Here is a 16625-nt window from a genome sequence, read left to right as displayed (position 1 = left end):
TGACGCCTGTCGCGTAGTAAACAAGATTGGCGCGGCGGGACACACGGAGGCAGAAGAGGCGCGCCACTGAATGCTCGGGAAGAGCCGTCCGGAAGCGCGAGTAATTTGCAAGCAGCCACGGCTTTCGCCTCTCTTGCACGGCAGCGAACTAGTTCGGAAGAGTGATCGTGCGTGTCGATTCCGCATCTGACGTCTAGGACTACGTGTTGGCGGGCAACGGAGGAATGGATCTGGCTGATGGGCCCAAGTCCGAAGGGTTTGCCTGCGATGGGATGGTCCGCTGCGCAGCGCGACGTTCCGCCGCATCTGGTTCGCCGGCCTTGTCTCCTCGGCACATTAATCCAGGGCGTGAGAGTGGCGTGGGCGATGACGCGGATGACTCCCGCGGCAATCGCAGTGCTGGCCGGTGCGGTCGCCAATGTGCATGATCGGCGCGTGGTGGCATTGGTGTCGCTGGGCATCACTCTCGCTGGCGCCACCTTGCTCACAGTGCTTGCCGGATTTGGCCTGCTTACGCCGAATCTCCTGCTGTGCCCTGTGCTTTGCAGTCGGCTGCGGCACGGGATTGATCGAGTCTGCCTGCGGATCCGCGGTGAGCGAACAGGTTCCCGCGCTCGAGTTGCCGGCAGCCGTCGCGCTAAACAGGCGATCGCAGCATTTCTGCAGTTTCTGGCGCGTTTATGCCGAGTTCATGCACTGACTTTTCGGTACCTTCGCAGCATGGGAAATGCAGTTCTTATCTCATCGATGCGACCCGCGCGCGTTTGGAACGCGTAGGCGGCGAGGTTGTTGCCGTGCGTCAGCCGCAGTCTTTCGCGAGGATGACGCCTAGATCTAGGAAACCAACAAAACCATGACTACCAAGACCGGATCCATCCCTTTCACCGGCATCCCTTTCCCGAATGACGAATACCACCGGCGCTGCGAAAAGGTGTTCAAGGCCATGGAGCGTGACGGACTCGACGCGTTGCTGGTTACCTCCCACAACCACTTGCGCTACCTGACAGGCTACAGCGGCTACGGCGGGTACTTCATGCCGTTCCCGCTGGTGATGGTTACCGGGCACGCCCCCACGTATGTGGTTCGCGAATACGAGGAAACGGGAGTGCGAGCCGACAGCTGCATCGAAGAGATCGTAACTTACACGCATCAGCCCGACTGGGCGCGCGCCACCGCCGATGTCCTTCGCCGCTATGGCGTTGCGAACAAGCGAGTTGGATTGCAGTTGGACTTGTGGAACCTCGCACCCAAGGACGTGGCTGACCTGCAGGCGCAGCTTCCGCTCATGAAGATCGTCGATGCCAGCCGGCTCGTTCCGAAGATCGCGGCCGTGAAAAGCGATCTCGAACTCAAGGCGATCCGCGAAGCGATGGGCTATACCGATATCGCGATTCGGACCTTCCAAAGCTCGATCCACTCCGGCGTCACCGAACAAGAGGTTGGTAACGCGATCGCACATGAGGTGGCCAAGTCTGGCGGAGCACTGTGGACGCCGTCCACAAACATTATGTTTGGCGAGCGCACGAAGGTACCGCATGGCGTGCCGATGCCGCACCCGATCAACAAAAATGAGCCCGCGATGATCGAGGTAGGCGGCACGAAGAGCGGGTATGCGGTGGGGATCGTGCGCTCCGCGGTGCTGGGCCGTCATCATGAGGCCGAAGCTGTGCACGCCTTGGCGGTGGAGGCCCTCGAAGCAGCTTGCGCAGTGATAAAGGCCGGTGCGACCGCTTCCTCGATTGATGCCGCTGCACGCAAAGTGGTCGCGCGCTCCCAACTCCCGCGCGGCATGCGCCACCGCGCCGGCTATCACACTGGACCCAACTGGGGCGGCCGCGGCAATCTAAGCCTTGAGCCTGAATCCCCGGACGTTCTTGAAACCAACATGACCTTCCATCTGCCGATCATCCTGTTCGGCGACAGCGACATCATGATCGGCTGCAGCGAGCACGTCCTCGTCACCGACACTGGCTGCGAAATCCTCGCCAAGACACCGCATACGCTGCATTTCGCGTGAGGCGAACGTGGACGAACCGATTCTCGCGATCAATCATCGATCCCCAACACCACAGTGGGGCTCGCCGTGTCCCGGCCATCGCGGCGACGATGGACTCCTGTTTGACGCGGGGCATGCCGGCAAACACATGACTCCTGGTTGGCGCTTCGCCGATCACGAAGTCTTCCGCCGCCGCGAAGTCGCACGCTTCGGCGTTGCGGACCCGGTCTTCGAAAAGCGGTGCACGCATCCAAGGTGCGCCGACAACGAAGGCTTTCAGTTATCTCGGAAATACAAGTCGTTCTTAAGGAGGACAAGGAAGAGTGTTGTTCTGTCGCTCGCGGGCAGGACAGACACTTGCGTTCGATCATCGCATATTTGCCAAGGCTCTTCCGGATTACTTCTTGTCAGGGAGGAGTTCCTCAAACCCACCTTTTTGGAGACTTATTCAATGCAAAAGAAACTGCTTGCGCTTGCAGCCATGAGTGCGTGTGGCATCGCCTCTGCGCAGTCATCCGTCACTTTGTACGGCGTTATTGACACCTCTTACGAATCCGTGAAAACGAACGCCGGCCGAATTTCTGGCTTCGGGGGATCTGGATACCGCGGAAGCAGAATTGGCTTTCGCGGCGTTGAGGACTTAGGAGGTGGACTGAAGGCAGGCTTCGTGATGGAGGGGGGGTTCAACGCGGACAACGGAAGCGGTGCGGGGAGCACCACCGCCAACAATCAAAACGGGGGTCTCGGCGCCGGTGCTCTGATATTCGGTCGTCGTTCCACCGTTAGCTTGTCCGGCAGCTTCGGAGAACTACGCTTCGGGCGCGACTACAACCCCAATCAATACAACTGGGGGTACTTCGATCCGATTGCATATGGGAACACCGTCGGTACAGCCGCGGCGGACTGGGCGAGTTCAGCCATGACCCAGCCATGGACTCGAGTATCCAACTCGATCGGATATTTCCTACCGGGCAACCTCGGGGGCATCAACGGCCAAGTGATGTACGCGTTCGGCGAACGCGCGAGCAACGAAACTTTCGCTGGCACGACCCCAGCTTACGCAGTCGGTCGGAGCACGAAGAAAAATGGAACGTTCATCGGGGGACGCATTGGCTACACTGAGGGGCCGATCGATACGCAGGTAACATACGACCGCACAACGTATGCTGCCGGCACGTTCAACGTTTCTCCACTCGGCATTGCTGCCATTCCGACGGGCAGCAGCACCGAGCTGACGTGGGGAGCGTCGTACAAGTTCGGTTCGATCAAGCCCATGGTACTAATCGCTCGCCGACAGAATGACGATGCGGGTGGGCTTGGGAACACACTGACCATGAATGGATGGAATATTGGTGCGATCTGGACCGTGGGGGGAGGCGAAGTGCAGATGAGCTACGGTCGAGCCAAGTTGAGCTCGGCCCTTCTCGCCACTGAGCCCGAGGCCCACAAGTGGTCCATCGGGTACCTCCACAACCTGTCAAAGCGAACGGCCGTGTACGGGTATTTGGCGCGTGTGGGCAATTCGGGCGGTGCGGCCTTGACCGCCGCATCAGCCAGCCCCGGTGCTCTCGGTGCTGTCGGTGGAGCGGCGAATATTAATGGAACATCCACCGGGTTCCAGATCGGTGTGAGCCACACGTTCTGATCTGGTCAGCTATCGGTGAGGCTCAACCGCTTCGCCTGCATGGGGGACTGCCTCAACGGCCGTCCCCCGGTCACTTACGGTCGCCAACGAGCTCCAGAAGCGCATACCAGGGGATCAACTCCTGCTTGGAACTGATCGACCCCGTGTTACGCGATCGCTTGAGATACGCCCGGATCCTCAATTTGCAAACATCTATCCGGCCGCGATTTCAGCCGACGGCAATCGGACTCTTCGCGATGAGGCGACATGGAACTTCGGATTCACATGCACCTCTTCAGGGAAAGATTTCGCTGATTTGTGCGCGCATCATGCGCCACTTCGTGAGTAAGGTGGCGAACGCTTGCAGACCCAGGAAGTCGCGCAAGACAAACCTCTGCGGCGCATCTTTGGAAGCGCACTGCCGATCGCTTAGCGAGTTTGCTTGTCGAGTCCGGCTGAGAGCCCGGAGATGCAGCCGCATCCGCTTTAAGTATCGGGAAGCCGCGCAACAGCAACGCTACTTATAGTGTTCGCCCACACAAAGCCTAGATGCAGCTCAAGTGTTTCCCCACTCGCTGCGTCGAGTTCCACGTCCGCAAGTACCAGGTGATCAACTCCCGTTCGCAGCCAATCGACAAGCGCTGGTACGCACGCTTGCGGTAGGTCTTCACCGTCGTCTCACAAAGGTCCAGGTCGATCGCAATTCCGGCCGAAGACATTCCGTACAGGATGCGTGAGCAAACCTCGAGCTCTCGGCGGGGCAGACAAGTGCGCTCGGCGAGACACCGTTCGATCGTGGCCAAGCACGAAAGCGGTTCGGCCTTTTGCTGGTCGCGGCCCCCGTCGAGTGTTTCCATATGTTTGTGCACGATCGCAGTTAGGGCGCCGGCTGTGCCGGCCAGGCGCTGACTGAGCTCCAGCGGCGCCGTCCAACTCAGGCCGCTCAAGGTCGGTGCGCATGGTGGCGCACTTGTATCGAGCCCGATGAGAGTCGACAGAAACTGGTGTAGGACGTCGTCGAATTGGGGCGTGCCCATCGCATCGAGAAGCGAGAACCAGTCCACTCCGACTCGATTGCCCGGTGCGAATAAGAGCGCATGTATGGCGTACTGCATATTGGGGCTTCCGCGGCTATGACTTACTTCAATCGTTGCAGATTCCGGGTACGTCACTAGGCTTAAAGGGTCGGTTCTGCGCCGAAATTCCGCGTCGAATGCCGCGCCGGCGTGCGTTTCGTGCGCAAGCGAATACCGGGTCGAACCCCGGCAGGAGGGTGATCTCCGACTGCCAGGTCATTGACTTGCTCGAACTGGGAGAGGCGCTTGTGTGGCGATCCGTCAAATGGCGGGAGGACACCCTTTCGTCGTCCACTTGCAATAGACTGCATTCCTCGCCGGAAATTGCATGCTGCGGCAAACGTGTCGTCGACATGCCTAGATGAAAGGTGGCTGGACGGATGTCTTCGAAGTGGTCGCACTACTCTCCTTTATGCGACCTCGAAAATTTTCCTGGGTACACAAGTGAGGACTTCTACTCCTGATTCTGTGACGCGGAAAGTCTCGCTAATCACGTACCCAAAGTCCTCCTCGATCCAGTTACCTAGCATCAGATGGAACGTCATGTTTGGCTTCAGTACGGTCATGTCGCCCTCTTTAATACTCGCCGTCGACTCGTTCCAATCGATCCCCATGGCGTAGCCACAGCGCGACTCCTTCTTGAATCCGTGCCTGTTTAGCGTGCGGTTGAACGCAATGGCTACATCGCTGCAGGTCGCCCCGGGACGAACGGCGTCGAGCGCGGCTTCCATGCCAGAAAGCTCTGCCTCGTGCAGGCGCCGCAAGCGATTCGAGGGAGCACCAACGGTGAAGGTGCGCATTACTGCGGCGACGTAGCCATGGCGGACACCGCCGAGTTCGAGATTCACTTGCGACCCTTCGCGGATGACGTCTTCGCTCCAGCGAATATGGCAAGTCCCCGTCCGGGGCGACGAGCAGAAATACATGGACGCAAAGTCCGTCCCTGCTTTGCCGTTCGCACCGCGCGCTAAAGTTGCGGCGACCTCTGCCATCACGTCAGCTTCTCGCACTCCAGGTCGAATCACCTCCGCTGCGCGCAAGATGCCAGCATCCGCTATGGCGGCAGCTTCCCGCATGACCACGATCTCCAGATCAGATTTGACTGATCGAATCCAGGAAACCATTTTCGAGCAGTCCGCGAACTTGGCTTTCGGCATCCGAACGTTCAGCTTTTCAGTCGTTCTAGCCGGAAGGTCGCCCAACTCGAGTCCCAAGCTGCGGTTCGCGAGACCTGCATCAATGAGATAGTCGATTACCGCGTCATAACCATCCTTTTCAGGATTGCCGATCAGATCTTCCGAATAGCCAATAACATTGCCGCGCTCTAGAAATGTCTGGTGAATCGCTGCGGGAGCGTCCATCCGGCGGAGGATAAACGTTGGTTCTTCCAGCTCACTCGTAACCACAACCGCTTGTGGGACATAGGCAGAACGGGCCGTGTAGCCCGTTAGGTATGTGATGTCTCGTGAGCTAATAACGACGAGCGCATCAATTTCACGCCGCGTCATCTCTAATTTCACTGCGCCGAGCCTTCGGAGATACTCTGCCCTTGGGAAGGCTTGCGGTCCTTTGCTTATTGACATTTACGGCTCCTGTTCTTCCTGGTGTGAGTTGAACGTCTCGATCGCAAGACTGAATTTGAACCACCCTCGCGTGTGAGCAGTCATAAGCCTGCCCCAGTAAAATCGTACTGCGTGAGGACTGGCCATTTGTGCTGATGTGCCCCCGTCTGGGGTCCAAATGCTGCGCATGAGAGCGATCCGGCGCTGATTTACAGCGCCCCTGCAGCCGCGAGGCGAAGTGCAGCCTTGGGTGCAGCTATCTGAATACCTGGGCAGACAGATCCATGTTTCCATTGCACTGATGAGCGCACGTTCGAGCAATGCCTCGCACCAAATCTTCAAAGGCGGTGGCGAAGTCGCTGCCTTCCGAGAAAGAGACGCGAGATTCTTCTCGTGACACGTTAAGCCAATCTCAAAAGGCCAGCCGCTCTCTTTGTCCCAGCAGGACAGGCGAGCATGCGAGCACCATCCGCTCCAGTATCAGCTGCCGTATCTCAGATATCAGACCCACCAGAATCCTCAGCGGGATAGCTCCTCGGCTGCATCGAGCACGCGGAGCACTTCGGACGACGTTCGGGCAACGAGCTGGTCTTCTGGTATGGCGAGTGCAGGCCTTGTGGGTAGCATAGGGACCTGCCAAATCGCACCGCGCTCTCGTCGCGCCTGCGCATCTGTCTTCCGAGGAGCGCGTCGAAGCCGTGCAGCCTGTCGCAAGCGCTCGCGCGGCCGCGAGAGTGCGAGAGTGCGAGAGTGCGAGAGTGCGAGAGTGCGAGAGTGCGAGAGTGCGAGAGTGCGAAGCCAGCGGACGTCGAACACGAGACGCCTTGACCCGGCGCCAACACTTCCCAACAGCACGCCGGCCGTGCATGCCCCGCACACGGTTACCTGCTGCTGCCGCCCCTCGCGATCGCTGCCAAAGGTCCATGTCTGCTGCGCCCGATTCCACTGAAACGCAGAAGCCTCGAACTTGTTGCCGATTAGGACGCCAAGCTGCATGAGCGGCGCATCGGAGCATCAATGGGGCGGCCTCAGCCACCAGCGAGGCGAGATCGCGAGGCTCGGAGGCGTTGAAATTCACCGAAAGTAGCGCTCGAACGCCGAATTGCGCGTCAGCGCCAGGCCTCAATGCAGCAATCAAGTTTTAAATATGACCTAAATTAAGCGCCGAGTCGAACCCAACCCTGAATCAAGCAGACACCTACGCCAATTCACACGGCCAGCGCCTTCATGCAGTGCAGCTAGGTTCGCCTGTCCTCTGGCCGGCTCTCCACTAGCGATGAGCATGGCGCTCTACGGGAGAGCCGATGCCTGCAAAGCAGGAAAGACAGAAGCTGCAGTGCGTTAATTCGGCCGCCAGAGCCGGCTGTAAGGGTGCAGGAGCGGCGTCGACCGGTAGTGTACGAGGCGTACCACCACCTCTTGAATGGTGCTGCCAATCGCGCGTTCGTTAAGGAGAACCTCGTTCATGTTCCGAGCCTTGCTGAAGTCCAAGATCCATCGCGTCACCGTGACGCAGTGCGAGCTGCACCAAGTGTGCGCGATCGACGATAACTTGCTCGAAGCCACCAGCATTGTCGAAGCAGGTTCACATCTGGAACATCGCCAACGGCGAGCGCTTAGTCATCCACGCGAGGGAGCGCGGGATCGGGATGATCTCAATGAATGGCTCGGCCGCGCGCCGAGCCGCCGGCGATGACCTCACATCATCGTCGCCGATGCGCAAGTGCCCGAATACGAAACTACGGACTCAAGCCCAAGCGCAACTCCGTTCACGAAGCCAGACGGCAGGCCCCGTCGCGCAGTTTCCTGCCCGTGCAACGGGCCTGAGCCTTCACTGATGATTGCCGCACTCGCCGAGCGCAGCCTGCGTGCCGTGTGGCATCCCTGCACGCAGATGAAGCTGCATGAAAACCAGCTGCCGACCGCGATCGCGCGTGCGCAAGACCCCTGGCTGTATGGCGCGGATGGCACCCGCTATCTCCACGGCATTAGCTCCTGGTGGGCGAACCTGTTTGGCCATTCACATCTGCACACCAAGGCGGCACTCGCGCAGCAGCTCGAGCACCTCGACCATGTGATGCTCACCGGCGTCACGCATGAGCCAGTCGTGGATCTCTCCGAAAAGCTGGCGCATCTCACATGACCCCGCCCCGCAAACCGATCACGCTGCATCGCCTGCGCGCGATGCACGCCGAAGGCGAGAAGATCACGATGCTGACGTGCTACGACGCCACTTTCGCGCGCGTGTTGGATGAGGCGGGTGTTGACTGCCTGCTGGTGGGCGATTCGCTCGGCATGGTGCTGCAGCCAGGCGCCACCCCAGTCTCGCTCGAACAGTTTGTCCACCACGTGCGCAGCGTCGCGCGCGGCAACCGCACGGCCTGGCTGATCGGTGAGATGCCGTTCGAGAGCTACCGGGAGTCTAAGGAGCAGGCGCTGCGCAGTGCTTCCGCGCTCATGCAGGCGGGCGCCCACATGGTCAAGCTCGAATGCGGCGGCTGGACGACGGACACCGTACGCTTTCTCACCGAGCGCGGCATTCCCGTGTGCGGGCACGCGCTCGGCGGTTGGCGCGTGCAGGGACGCGACGAGAGATCTGCGGCGCTGCTGAAAAGTGATGCTCGCGCATTGGCCGAAGCCGGCGCGGCGATGCTTTTGCTCGATCTGGTGCCGTCCATGCTCGCCTCCTCGATCACGAAGGAGCTGCCGATACCCATTATTGGCATCGGTGCAGGTCCCGATTGCAGCGGGCAGGTACTGGTCCTGCACGACGTACTCGGCCTCGTCCAACAGCCTTCGCGTTTTGTACGCTATTTCATGCAGGGCAGCGAGGACGTTGCACACGCCGTCCGGCGCTTTGGCGAAGCCGTCAAGAACGGCCGATTCCCAGACCCCGAACTTCACACGTACTGATCCCATGCGCATCGTCCACACGGATACCGAACAGCGCGACGCGCTCGCACCGCACCGCGCGCCCACCTTGGCGCCCATGCCCACGATGGGCAACCTACACCAAGAGCACACCTCGCTCGTGAAGAAGGCGAAGCCGCTGGACGATGTCGCGGTCGCCAGCGTCTTCGTTGATCGCCCTTCACTTCCTGCCGTACGAAGGCTTCGGCCAGTACTCGCGCACGCTGCAGGCGGACGCGGAGAAGCCAGAAGGCGCAGGCTACGACGTGCACTTCGCGCCATCCGAAACGGATCTTTACCCCGATGTGCAGACGTTCAAGGTGCGGCCCGATCCGCTGCTGGCCGATATCCTCGAGGGCCAGTTCAGGCCGGGTTTTTTCACGGGCGTCTGCACGGTCGTGATGAAACTCTTCATGTGCGTGCAGCCGCGGGTCACCGTGTTCGGCAAGAAGGACTATCAGCAACTGATGGTCATACGCCGGATGGTGCGGCAGTTCTCGATGCCGATCGAGAGCGGCGCAGGGGAGACGGGCCGACGATGGCCTGGCGCTGTCGACCCGCAACAGTGATCTCTCCCCGGCGAACCGCTTGGAAGCCGTGCAGCTGTCACAAGCACTCGCGCGCATGGCCGCACGAGTGCGAACGGGCGTGAGAATTGCGGATGCTGAGGAGGAAGCGATGCGCGTACTGCGTGAGCGGGGCTGGGAGTCGGACTATATGACGGCGCGCTCGCGCGCGAACCTGCAGGCACCCGCGGCCGGTGATGCGTTGGTCGTTTCTGGCGCGGCGAGGCTGGGCCCAACGCGCCTGATCGACAACCTTGAAATCTAGTCGGGGCGTCCCTGGCCAGTCCGAGGGTTCGCCATGGATTCACATTCATATCAACAGGATTGCCGCGGGTCGACGCAGCACGTATGAGGTACCGCCGCGATCAAGTAAGAAAAAAGGAACTTTGATGCCATTCAGAGCCATCTTCCTGGCCACCCTCTCGCTGCATTGTTTAGCTGTCCGAGGCGAAGAAGCCAAATCCCAAACAGTCGCGTCTGCACGCTGCGAAAAGGAAGTGCGTGAGTACCTTGACGTCTTGCAGTTCATTCGCAGTACGGCGGGTTCGGACATCGGCAACCGAGTAGCTGCGGGCTATGTCGACGAAAAGTCCGTGCGCGAGGTCCAAGACAGGGAAGGCAAATGCGCAGCTGCTCAGCTGGTCCGAGCAAGAACCACCAGCCGCCGAAACTAGCCGCATGTTCGATTCCACAATCGACATTCTGGCCCTCAGCATTTGCGCCCTGGGGCTGATCGCCTTGCCTTTGATTAAGTTCATCAAGCGCCGCAAAGCGGAGCTCGAAGCAGAGCTCTTGCGCCAGTGTCCCGAACTCGTAGAAATCGTTGCGAGCAAGACCGGTAGCGAAAGCAGTTGCCGATAGGATCGCATGTGTTATTCAATTACCGACTAAAGTGAAGTCAGATGCGCCACTTGGCGCGACCCAGTGATCGCGAGATCGAGAAGGTGGCCGATCTCGTGGCGACCTTGAAGTCATCCTGCTTCGATACCTGCGCGACGCTCGGCATGGCCGCGACGTCGACTCAGCGTGAACCTTAAAATGCCCGGGCTCAGTGCACTCATCGATTTTGCCGTTCCCTATGCCGGTGTGAGGCCCCTGAGGTTCGCATTCGCCGCCCCGGAACAGGAACTCGTTGCCCAAAGGCCCTGCGAGGTGCTGCGCGTGCTCGATACTGTCGAGGATCTCGCCCGCCGAGGGTTCTGGTGTGTCGGCTATCTCAGATACGAAGCAGCTGCGGCGTTCGATCGAAACGTCGCGGTGCATGCGCCCGACGGGCCGCTGGCGTACTTCTCGGTCCATCGAAGCCCGGCACCATTCCCGGATATGGCTCGCGATATCGATCGTGTCGTGCACTGGAAACGCACCATCGACCGCCAGGATTTCGACAGATCCATTGCGCGTATTCACGCCGCGATCGAAGCGGGTGAAGTGTACCAAGTCAATTACACAGGCGCGCTTGCGGCCGACTATCTCGGCGACCCCTTCGATCTGTTCTGCGCGCTGAGGCGATCCCAGCCACGTTCGAACGCAGCGTTCATCGCCACCGCCGAGGAGAATGTTCTCAGCCTGTCTCCTGAGCTGTTTTTTGACTGGGATGGCGCCACGCTCACGTGTGCCCCCATGAAGGGGACCGCACCTCGCGGCCTGACGCCTGAAATTGACTTGCGGAACGCACGCGAACTGCGCGTCAGCGCGAAGGAGCGCGCCGAAAACGTGATGATTGTCGACCTGGTCCGCAATGATGTGTCGCGCATCGCGGAATTAGGCTCAGTGCAGGTGACCCGGCTCTTCGAGTGCCAGGCGTGGCCGACTGTTTGGCAGATGGTGTCTCAAGTCGAAGCAAGGACCCAACAAGGGACGACATTGGCACAGGTGTTCCGTTCACTTTTCCCGTGCGGCTCGATCACCGGAGCGCCGAAGCTTCGCGCCATGCACTGGATCCGGAACCTGGAACACGGCCGCCGAGGCGTTTATTGCGGGGCCGTCGGAGTCATCCAACCGGGCGGATCGGCGCGGTTCAATGTACCGATCCGAACGGTCACGATTCGCGATGGGCATGCTAGCTGCGGCATCGGAAGCGGAATCACATGGGGCTCCGCCACGCAATCCGAATGGTCCGAATGGGGGCACAAATCAAGTTTCCTGGATCAGGCGAGCCAGCCTTTTCAATTGCTCCAGACGCTTCGGCTCGATATTGGGAAGTTTCGCAGTCTCGAAATGCACTTGGACCGGCTGGCATGGGCCAGCGCGAACTTCGGATTTCGGTTTGACCGCGATTCCGTCCGACAAAAGGTTGTTGAAACGGCCGGCGATGCATCGGTGACAGACGCGCGCGTTCGAATCTGCCTCGATTGTCGCGGCATCGCAAAAGTGGAAATATTTCCCTTGCCGCCTGTTCCTGAGAAGACGCCGACAGTCAGGCTGGCAACGCACTCCATTTGCGCACCTTCAGCCTTCCTGCGGCACAAGACCACGCGGCGCGAACACTATGAGCAATTTGAATCCGATGCGGCTGGTGCGTTTGATTGCCTACTTTGGAATCCGCAGGGCGAAGTGACCGAATTCACGCGCGGAAGTGTCGTTATCGAGCGCTCCAACGGGGAAAGGGTCACTCCACCTTTGAGCAGTTGCCTGTTGGACGGTGTCGGAAGAGCGCTCGCAATCGCGGCGGGTCAGGTCAACGAGGATATCGTTAAAGTCGCCGAACTGGCCGATGCTCGGCGTCTGTGGTTCGTGAATTCATTGCGCGGGTGGGTCGAGGTGCGGCTCGAAGAGGCGCTCCCCCAACTTCGTTAGCGCGCCGGGGGGAACCGCGCGCTTGGCCACTTGCATTGAGCACATTCGGCGTAGGTCGTTTGGCGATTTATCGCGTAGTCCCAACCGTATTGGCGCTGATTACCTACCTTGAAGTTCTCGATTAGGACGTCTGCTCTCGCCGCAAGCCCAGCCCACGGACCCGCCAGTACTCGCGAGAGTTCGAGAACGCGGGCTCCTCCATCGCTGCACGATCTGCCTCAGAACGCGGCGATACCGGTTTGAGCGCGGCCCAGGATTAGCGCGTGCACGTCATGCGTGCCCTCGTAGGTGTTCACCACCTCCAGGTTCACCAGGTGCCGGGCCACGCCGAACTCGTCGCTGATGCCGTTGCCGCCCAGCATGTCGCGCGCCATGCGGGCGATGTCCAGCGCCTTGCCGCAGGAATTGCGCTTCATGATGGAGGTGATCTCCACCGAGGCCGTGCCTTCGTCCTTCATGCGGCCCAGGCGCAGACACCCTTGCAGGCCCATCGTGATCTCGGTCTGCATGTCGGCCAGCTTTTTCTGGATCAGCTGGTTGGCCGCCAAGGGCTTGCCGAACTGCTTGCGATCGAGCACGTACTGTCTTGCGCGGAACCAGCAGTCTTCGGCTGCGCCCAGCGCGCCCCAGGCGATGCCGTAGCGCGCCGAGTTCAGGCAGGTGAAGGGGCCTTTCAGGCCGCGCACCTCGGGGAAGGCGTTTTCTTCGGGGCAGAACACCTCGTCCATCACGATCTCGCCGGTGATGGAGGCGCGCAGGCCCACCTTGCCGTGGATGGCCGGAGCCGAGAGGCCCTTCCAGCCCTCCTCCAGCACGAAGCCACGGATGGCGCCGCTGTCGTCCTTGGCCCAGACCACGAACACGTCGGCGATCGGGCTGTTGGTGATCCACATCTTGCTGCCGGAGAGCTTGTAGCCGCCGTCGACCTTCTTGGCCCGCGTCACCATGCTGCCGGGATCCGACCCATGGTTGGGCTCGGTCAGGCCAAAGCAGCCAATCCATTCGCCGGTGGCGAGCTTGGGCAAGTACTTCTGCTTCGTTGCTTCGTTGCCGAACTCGTTGATCGGCACCATGACCAGTGATGACTGCACGCTCATCATCGAGCGGTAGCCCGAGTCCACGCGTTCGACTTCGCGCGCCACCAGGCCGTAGCAGACATAGTTCAGGCCGGCACCGCCGTAGGCCTCGGGGATCGTGGGACCCAGCAGGCCCATCTCGCCCATCTCGCGGAAGATCGCCACGTCGGTCTTCTCGTTGCGGAAGGCCTCCAGCACGCGCGGGGCCAAGCGCTCCTGGGAGTAAGTGGCTGCGGCGTCTCGCACGCTGCGTTCGTCGCCCGTGATCTGCTGGTCCAGCAGCAGCGGGTCGGCCCAGGAGAAGCTCGTCTTCATGTGCGTTCCTTACCTTGCAGCGCATTACTGTGAAGCGCGCCCCCCTCTTCTGCAAATGATTCTTTTTCGTTAGGCTGTGCTAAAAACGCACGTCGTATGAGACGCAAAATCCCCTCCACGGCCGCCCTGGCGGCCTTCGAAGCGGCCGCCCGGCATGAAAGCTTCACCCTTGCTGGGAGCGAACTCGCCTTGACGCAAAGCGCCGTCGGCCGCCAAGTTGCGAACTTGGAGGAATTTATTGGGGTAAAGCTATTCCGACGCACGCGACGGGGGATGACCCTTAGTCCTGCGGGCCTACAGTACAGCCGCATGGTCCGAAAGCGCTTGGAGGAGGTGGAGCGCGACGCGCTGGAAGTGGCGTCGCGCAGCGCCGGCGGAGGCTCCATCGAGCTCGGTGTGGTGCCGACGTTTGCCACGCATTGGCTGGTGCCGCGATTGCCACGCTTTCATGAGATCCACCCGGGCATACACGTAAACCTGCATGTACGCACCCGTCCTTTCCTGTTCGAAGAGGCCGGGTTGGACGCGGCCATTCACGCTGGCGAAGGAGGTTGGCCAGGAACACATGCCGATCTGCTCATGCCAGAGCCGATGTCGCTTATCTGCGCCCCGGCGCTACTGGGCCGGAGGAAGCGCCTATCCCCGTCGGAGGTCGCAGCACTGCCGCTCATTCAGATGACGACGCGCCCATACGCCTGGCGTCAGTGGTTCGCGCGGCACGAAATCAGCTTCGAGGGGGACATGAATGGCCCGCGCGTCGAACTCTTTTCCATGGCTGTGCATGCGGCCGCCCATGGCCTCGGGGTAGCGCTCGCCCCCGAGTACCTGGTTCAGGACGAGCTCGCTCGAGAACTTCTGGTTAGTCCGATGCAGGAGGCCTTCGGAAGCGGGATGAGCTACTACTTCATCTACCCAGAGAATTCACCCAGCCCGGGCCTGCTTGCAGGGTTCCGTGACTGGGTCATCCAGGAAGCGCGACAAGCGCGCAGCCCCAACGTGCGCTTACGGCGCGGAAGGTAGCACCCCATCGCTCGACGGCCGATCACTCCAGCCCCGAGAACGGCGACTTGCACGCTTACCCTTTCCACGGGACTGAGAGATGAACGTCAATCGTCCGAACAGCCGCGCAAAAGCCGCTACCCGTCACTTCGAGGCGCGGCGGGAGCGTCCGAATGACCGATGCCATCGAATCAAACCATAGCCAAGTTTCTAGGAGTCGAACCAAGGGCAATTCGCAGGACGTCGGCGCTGAGGCACTTCGTCCGAATACCCTGGACTGCGCCCGCGTTGGTTTTTCTCATCGCCGGCTCGGGTCAACATGCGTTCGCAATGGCTGCTCGTGCTGAAACCCTTCCATAGGACGCAGAGGTGATCTCTCCTCGCCTCATTCGTTACCGCGACGCACCAGGATACCTGGGCATGGACCGCAATCGATTCGACTCCGAGGTGCGCCCAACCTTGACCGAGATTCCGATCGGTCAACGCGGCATCGCGTTCGACCGGCACGAACTTGACGTCTGGGCAGACGGGTATATTGCTGCCTGTGGACGCCCGAGTCGCGAACCGAAAGGAGCGCAACTATGCGAACTCGGACGAGAGGTATCCAGCTGGCCGATAGCGGCAGTCGGATCGTCAACAAGGAATACAAGGGACAGCGGATCTTCCAACGGCTCGGCAACGTCAGCCAGAACGATGCCGAGGCCTGGCTCAATGCCAGGCAAGCGGAGATCGACGCGGAACGGGCAAACAGCCTTCGACGCGGTGGTCAACGCCTGTGGGCAGATGCTGCACGGAAATACCTGATCGAGTGCAAGAGCCGAAAGGTCCGAACACTCAACCTGATCAGTTACCACGTGTCGCTGGTGCTGCCGTACATCGGCGGACAACCGTTGTTCTACGTGTGCAACGACAGTCTTGAGGACTTCAAGGCCAATCGTCAGGATGATGGCGTGAAAAACAGCACCATCAACCGTTCGATGGAGGTCGTTCGCACCACGCTAATTCGCGCGGCCCGCGTGTGGCGCGAAGAGGGTGTGCCCTGGTTGTCGGCGCCGCCGTTGATCGAAATGCTGGACGAAAAGGCGCAAAAGCGCGAGCCCTACCCTATCTCGTGGGCAGAGCAAGCTAGGCTGCTACCGCGCCTGGCGGCTCACCACCAGGGCATGGTGGAGTTCGCGGTGAATACCGGCGCCCGCGATGAAAACGTGTGTGGCCTGAAGTGGGAGTGGGAAGTGCGCGTGCCCGAGCTGGGTCGCAGTGTGTTCGTGATACCGCCAGAGTTCTTCAAGACCAACCGCAAGCATGTGCTGGTCCTCAACGACAGGGCCTGGGCCATCGTGGAGAGCAAGCGCGGGGAACACAAGAAGTACGTGTTCACATGGGAAGGCCCGAACCATGAACGCGACCGCGTCGGCACGATCAATACTGCGGCGTACCAGAAGGCGCGGGCGGACGTGGGCTTAACCCAGGTGCGGGTGCACGACTTGCGCCACACGTTTGGCCAGCGGCTACGTGACGCCGGCGTAAGGGAGGAGGACCGAGCGCTGTTGCTAGGCCATGCCATCGAAGGCATGCCCCAGCACTACGCCACGGCTACCGTCGCCCGCCTGGTGGACGCTGCGAATAGCGTGGCAACAACGCGCGACCGCACGACGCTATTGCGGGTGGCGAATGGCTGAGAAAGGAAGGGCGCGATGAAAAGTCG

10 protein-coding genes and 3 pseudogenes are annotated in these 16625 nt (G+C 60.6%); 10 read left to right on the top strand and 3 right to left on the bottom strand.

Annotation, left to right across the window (positions count from 1 at the left end):
• The first annotated feature begins 853 nt into the window (after positions 1–853).
• On the top strand, positions 854–2017 hold the full coding sequence (locus HNE04_RS21355) for a M24 family metallopeptidase (protein WP_172223770.1): 1164 nt from the start codon (positions 854–856) through the stop codon (positions 2015–2017).
• 7 nt (positions 2018–2024) lie between these two features.
• Positions 2025–3641 carry a porin gene (locus HNE04_RS21350; protein WP_328700379.1) on the top strand — a complete coding sequence of 539 codons (1617 nt, stop codon included), beginning with the start codon at positions 2025–2027 and terminating at the stop codon, positions 3639–3641.
• 524 nt (positions 3642–4165) lie between these two features.
• Here the strand turns inward: HNE04_RS21350 and HNE04_RS21345 are convergent.
• Both HNE04_RS21345 and HNE04_RS21340 read right to left on the bottom strand, forming a co-directional pair.
• Entirely contained in the window at positions 4166–4735 is a 570-nt protein-coding gene (locus HNE04_RS21345; protein ID WP_172223768.1) for a LuxR family transcriptional regulator, read from the bottom strand.
• Positions 4736–5106: 371 nt separating this feature from the next.
• Positions 5107–6279 carry a M24 family metallopeptidase gene (locus tag HNE04_RS21340; protein WP_172223766.1) on the bottom strand — a complete coding sequence of 391 codons (1173 nt, stop codon included), beginning with the start codon at positions 6277–6279 and terminating at the stop codon, positions 5107–5109.
• Positions 6280–7681: 1402 nt separating this feature from the next.
• Here HNE04_RS21340 and HNE04_RS28580 point away from each other — a divergent pair.
• From HNE04_RS28580 to pabB, 6 genes and pseudogenes are all read left to right on the top strand, one after another.
• A pseudogene (locus HNE04_RS28580) lies at positions 7682–8096 on the top strand (aspartate 1-decarboxylase).
• Positions 8096–8398: pseudogene (locus HNE04_RS21330) on the top strand (aminotransferase class III-fold pyridoxal phosphate-dependent enzyme); the annotation flags it as partial. The pseudogenes HNE04_RS28580 and HNE04_RS21330, both read left to right, overlap by 1 nt.
• The gene (panB, locus tag HNE04_RS21325) at positions 8398–9171 is read left to right on the top strand and encodes a 3-methyl-2-oxobutanoate hydroxymethyltransferase (RefSeq protein WP_172223764.1); all 774 of its coding nucleotides are present in this window, start codon (positions 8398–8400) and stop codon (positions 9169–9171) included. The pseudogene HNE04_RS21330 and the gene panB, both read left to right, overlap by 1 nt.
• Positions 9172–9175: 4 nt before the next feature.
• Positions 9176–9999: pseudogene (locus HNE04_RS21320) on the top strand (4-phosphopantoate--beta-alanine ligase).
• Between the two features lie 413 nt (positions 10000–10412).
• The gene (locus HNE04_RS21315) at positions 10413–10595 is read left to right on the top strand and encodes a hypothetical protein (protein ID WP_172223761.1); all 183 of its coding nucleotides are present in this window, start codon (positions 10413–10415) and stop codon (positions 10593–10595) included.
• Positions 10596–10760: 165 nt separating this feature from the next.
• Positions 10761–12530, top strand: coding sequence for an aminodeoxychorismate synthase component I (gene pabB / locus HNE04_RS21310; protein WP_328700378.1), 1770 nt, complete (start codon positions 10761–10763; stop codon positions 12528–12530).
• Positions 12531–12748: 218 nt separating this feature from the next.
• On the opposite strand, the gene HNE04_RS21305 is transcribed toward pabB, so the two are convergent.
• The gene (locus HNE04_RS21305; protein WP_172223758.1) at positions 12749–13921 is read right to left on the bottom strand and encodes an acyl-CoA dehydrogenase; all 1173 of its coding nucleotides are present in this window, start codon (positions 13919–13921) and stop codon (positions 12749–12751) included.
• Positions 13922–14017: 96 nt separating this feature from the next.
• Here HNE04_RS21305 and HNE04_RS21300 point away from each other — a divergent pair, with 96 nt between their 5' ends.
• Together HNE04_RS21300 and HNE04_RS21295 are read left to right on the top strand one after the other, a co-directional pair.
• Complete coding sequence (locus HNE04_RS21300) at positions 14018–14941, top strand: LysR family transcriptional regulator (protein ID WP_172223756.1); 924 nt, start codon at positions 14018–14020, stop codon at positions 14939–14941.
• Between the two features lie 560 nt (positions 14942–15501).
• Complete coding sequence (locus HNE04_RS21295; RefSeq protein ID WP_172223753.1) at positions 15502–16599, top strand: tyrosine-type recombinase/integrase; 1098 nt, start codon at positions 15502–15504, stop codon at positions 16597–16599.
• Positions 16600–16625: the final 26 nt, after the last annotated feature.

Origin of the sequence: Caenimonas soli, from assembly GCF_013155545.1 — a bacterium.
GTDB lineage: Bacteria > Pseudomonadota > Gammaproteobacteria > Burkholderiales > Burkholderiaceae_C > Ramlibacter > Ramlibacter soli.
The sequence above is the reverse complement of the archived record's forward strand: the minus strand, read 5'-3'. Positions and strand labels throughout refer to the sequence as shown.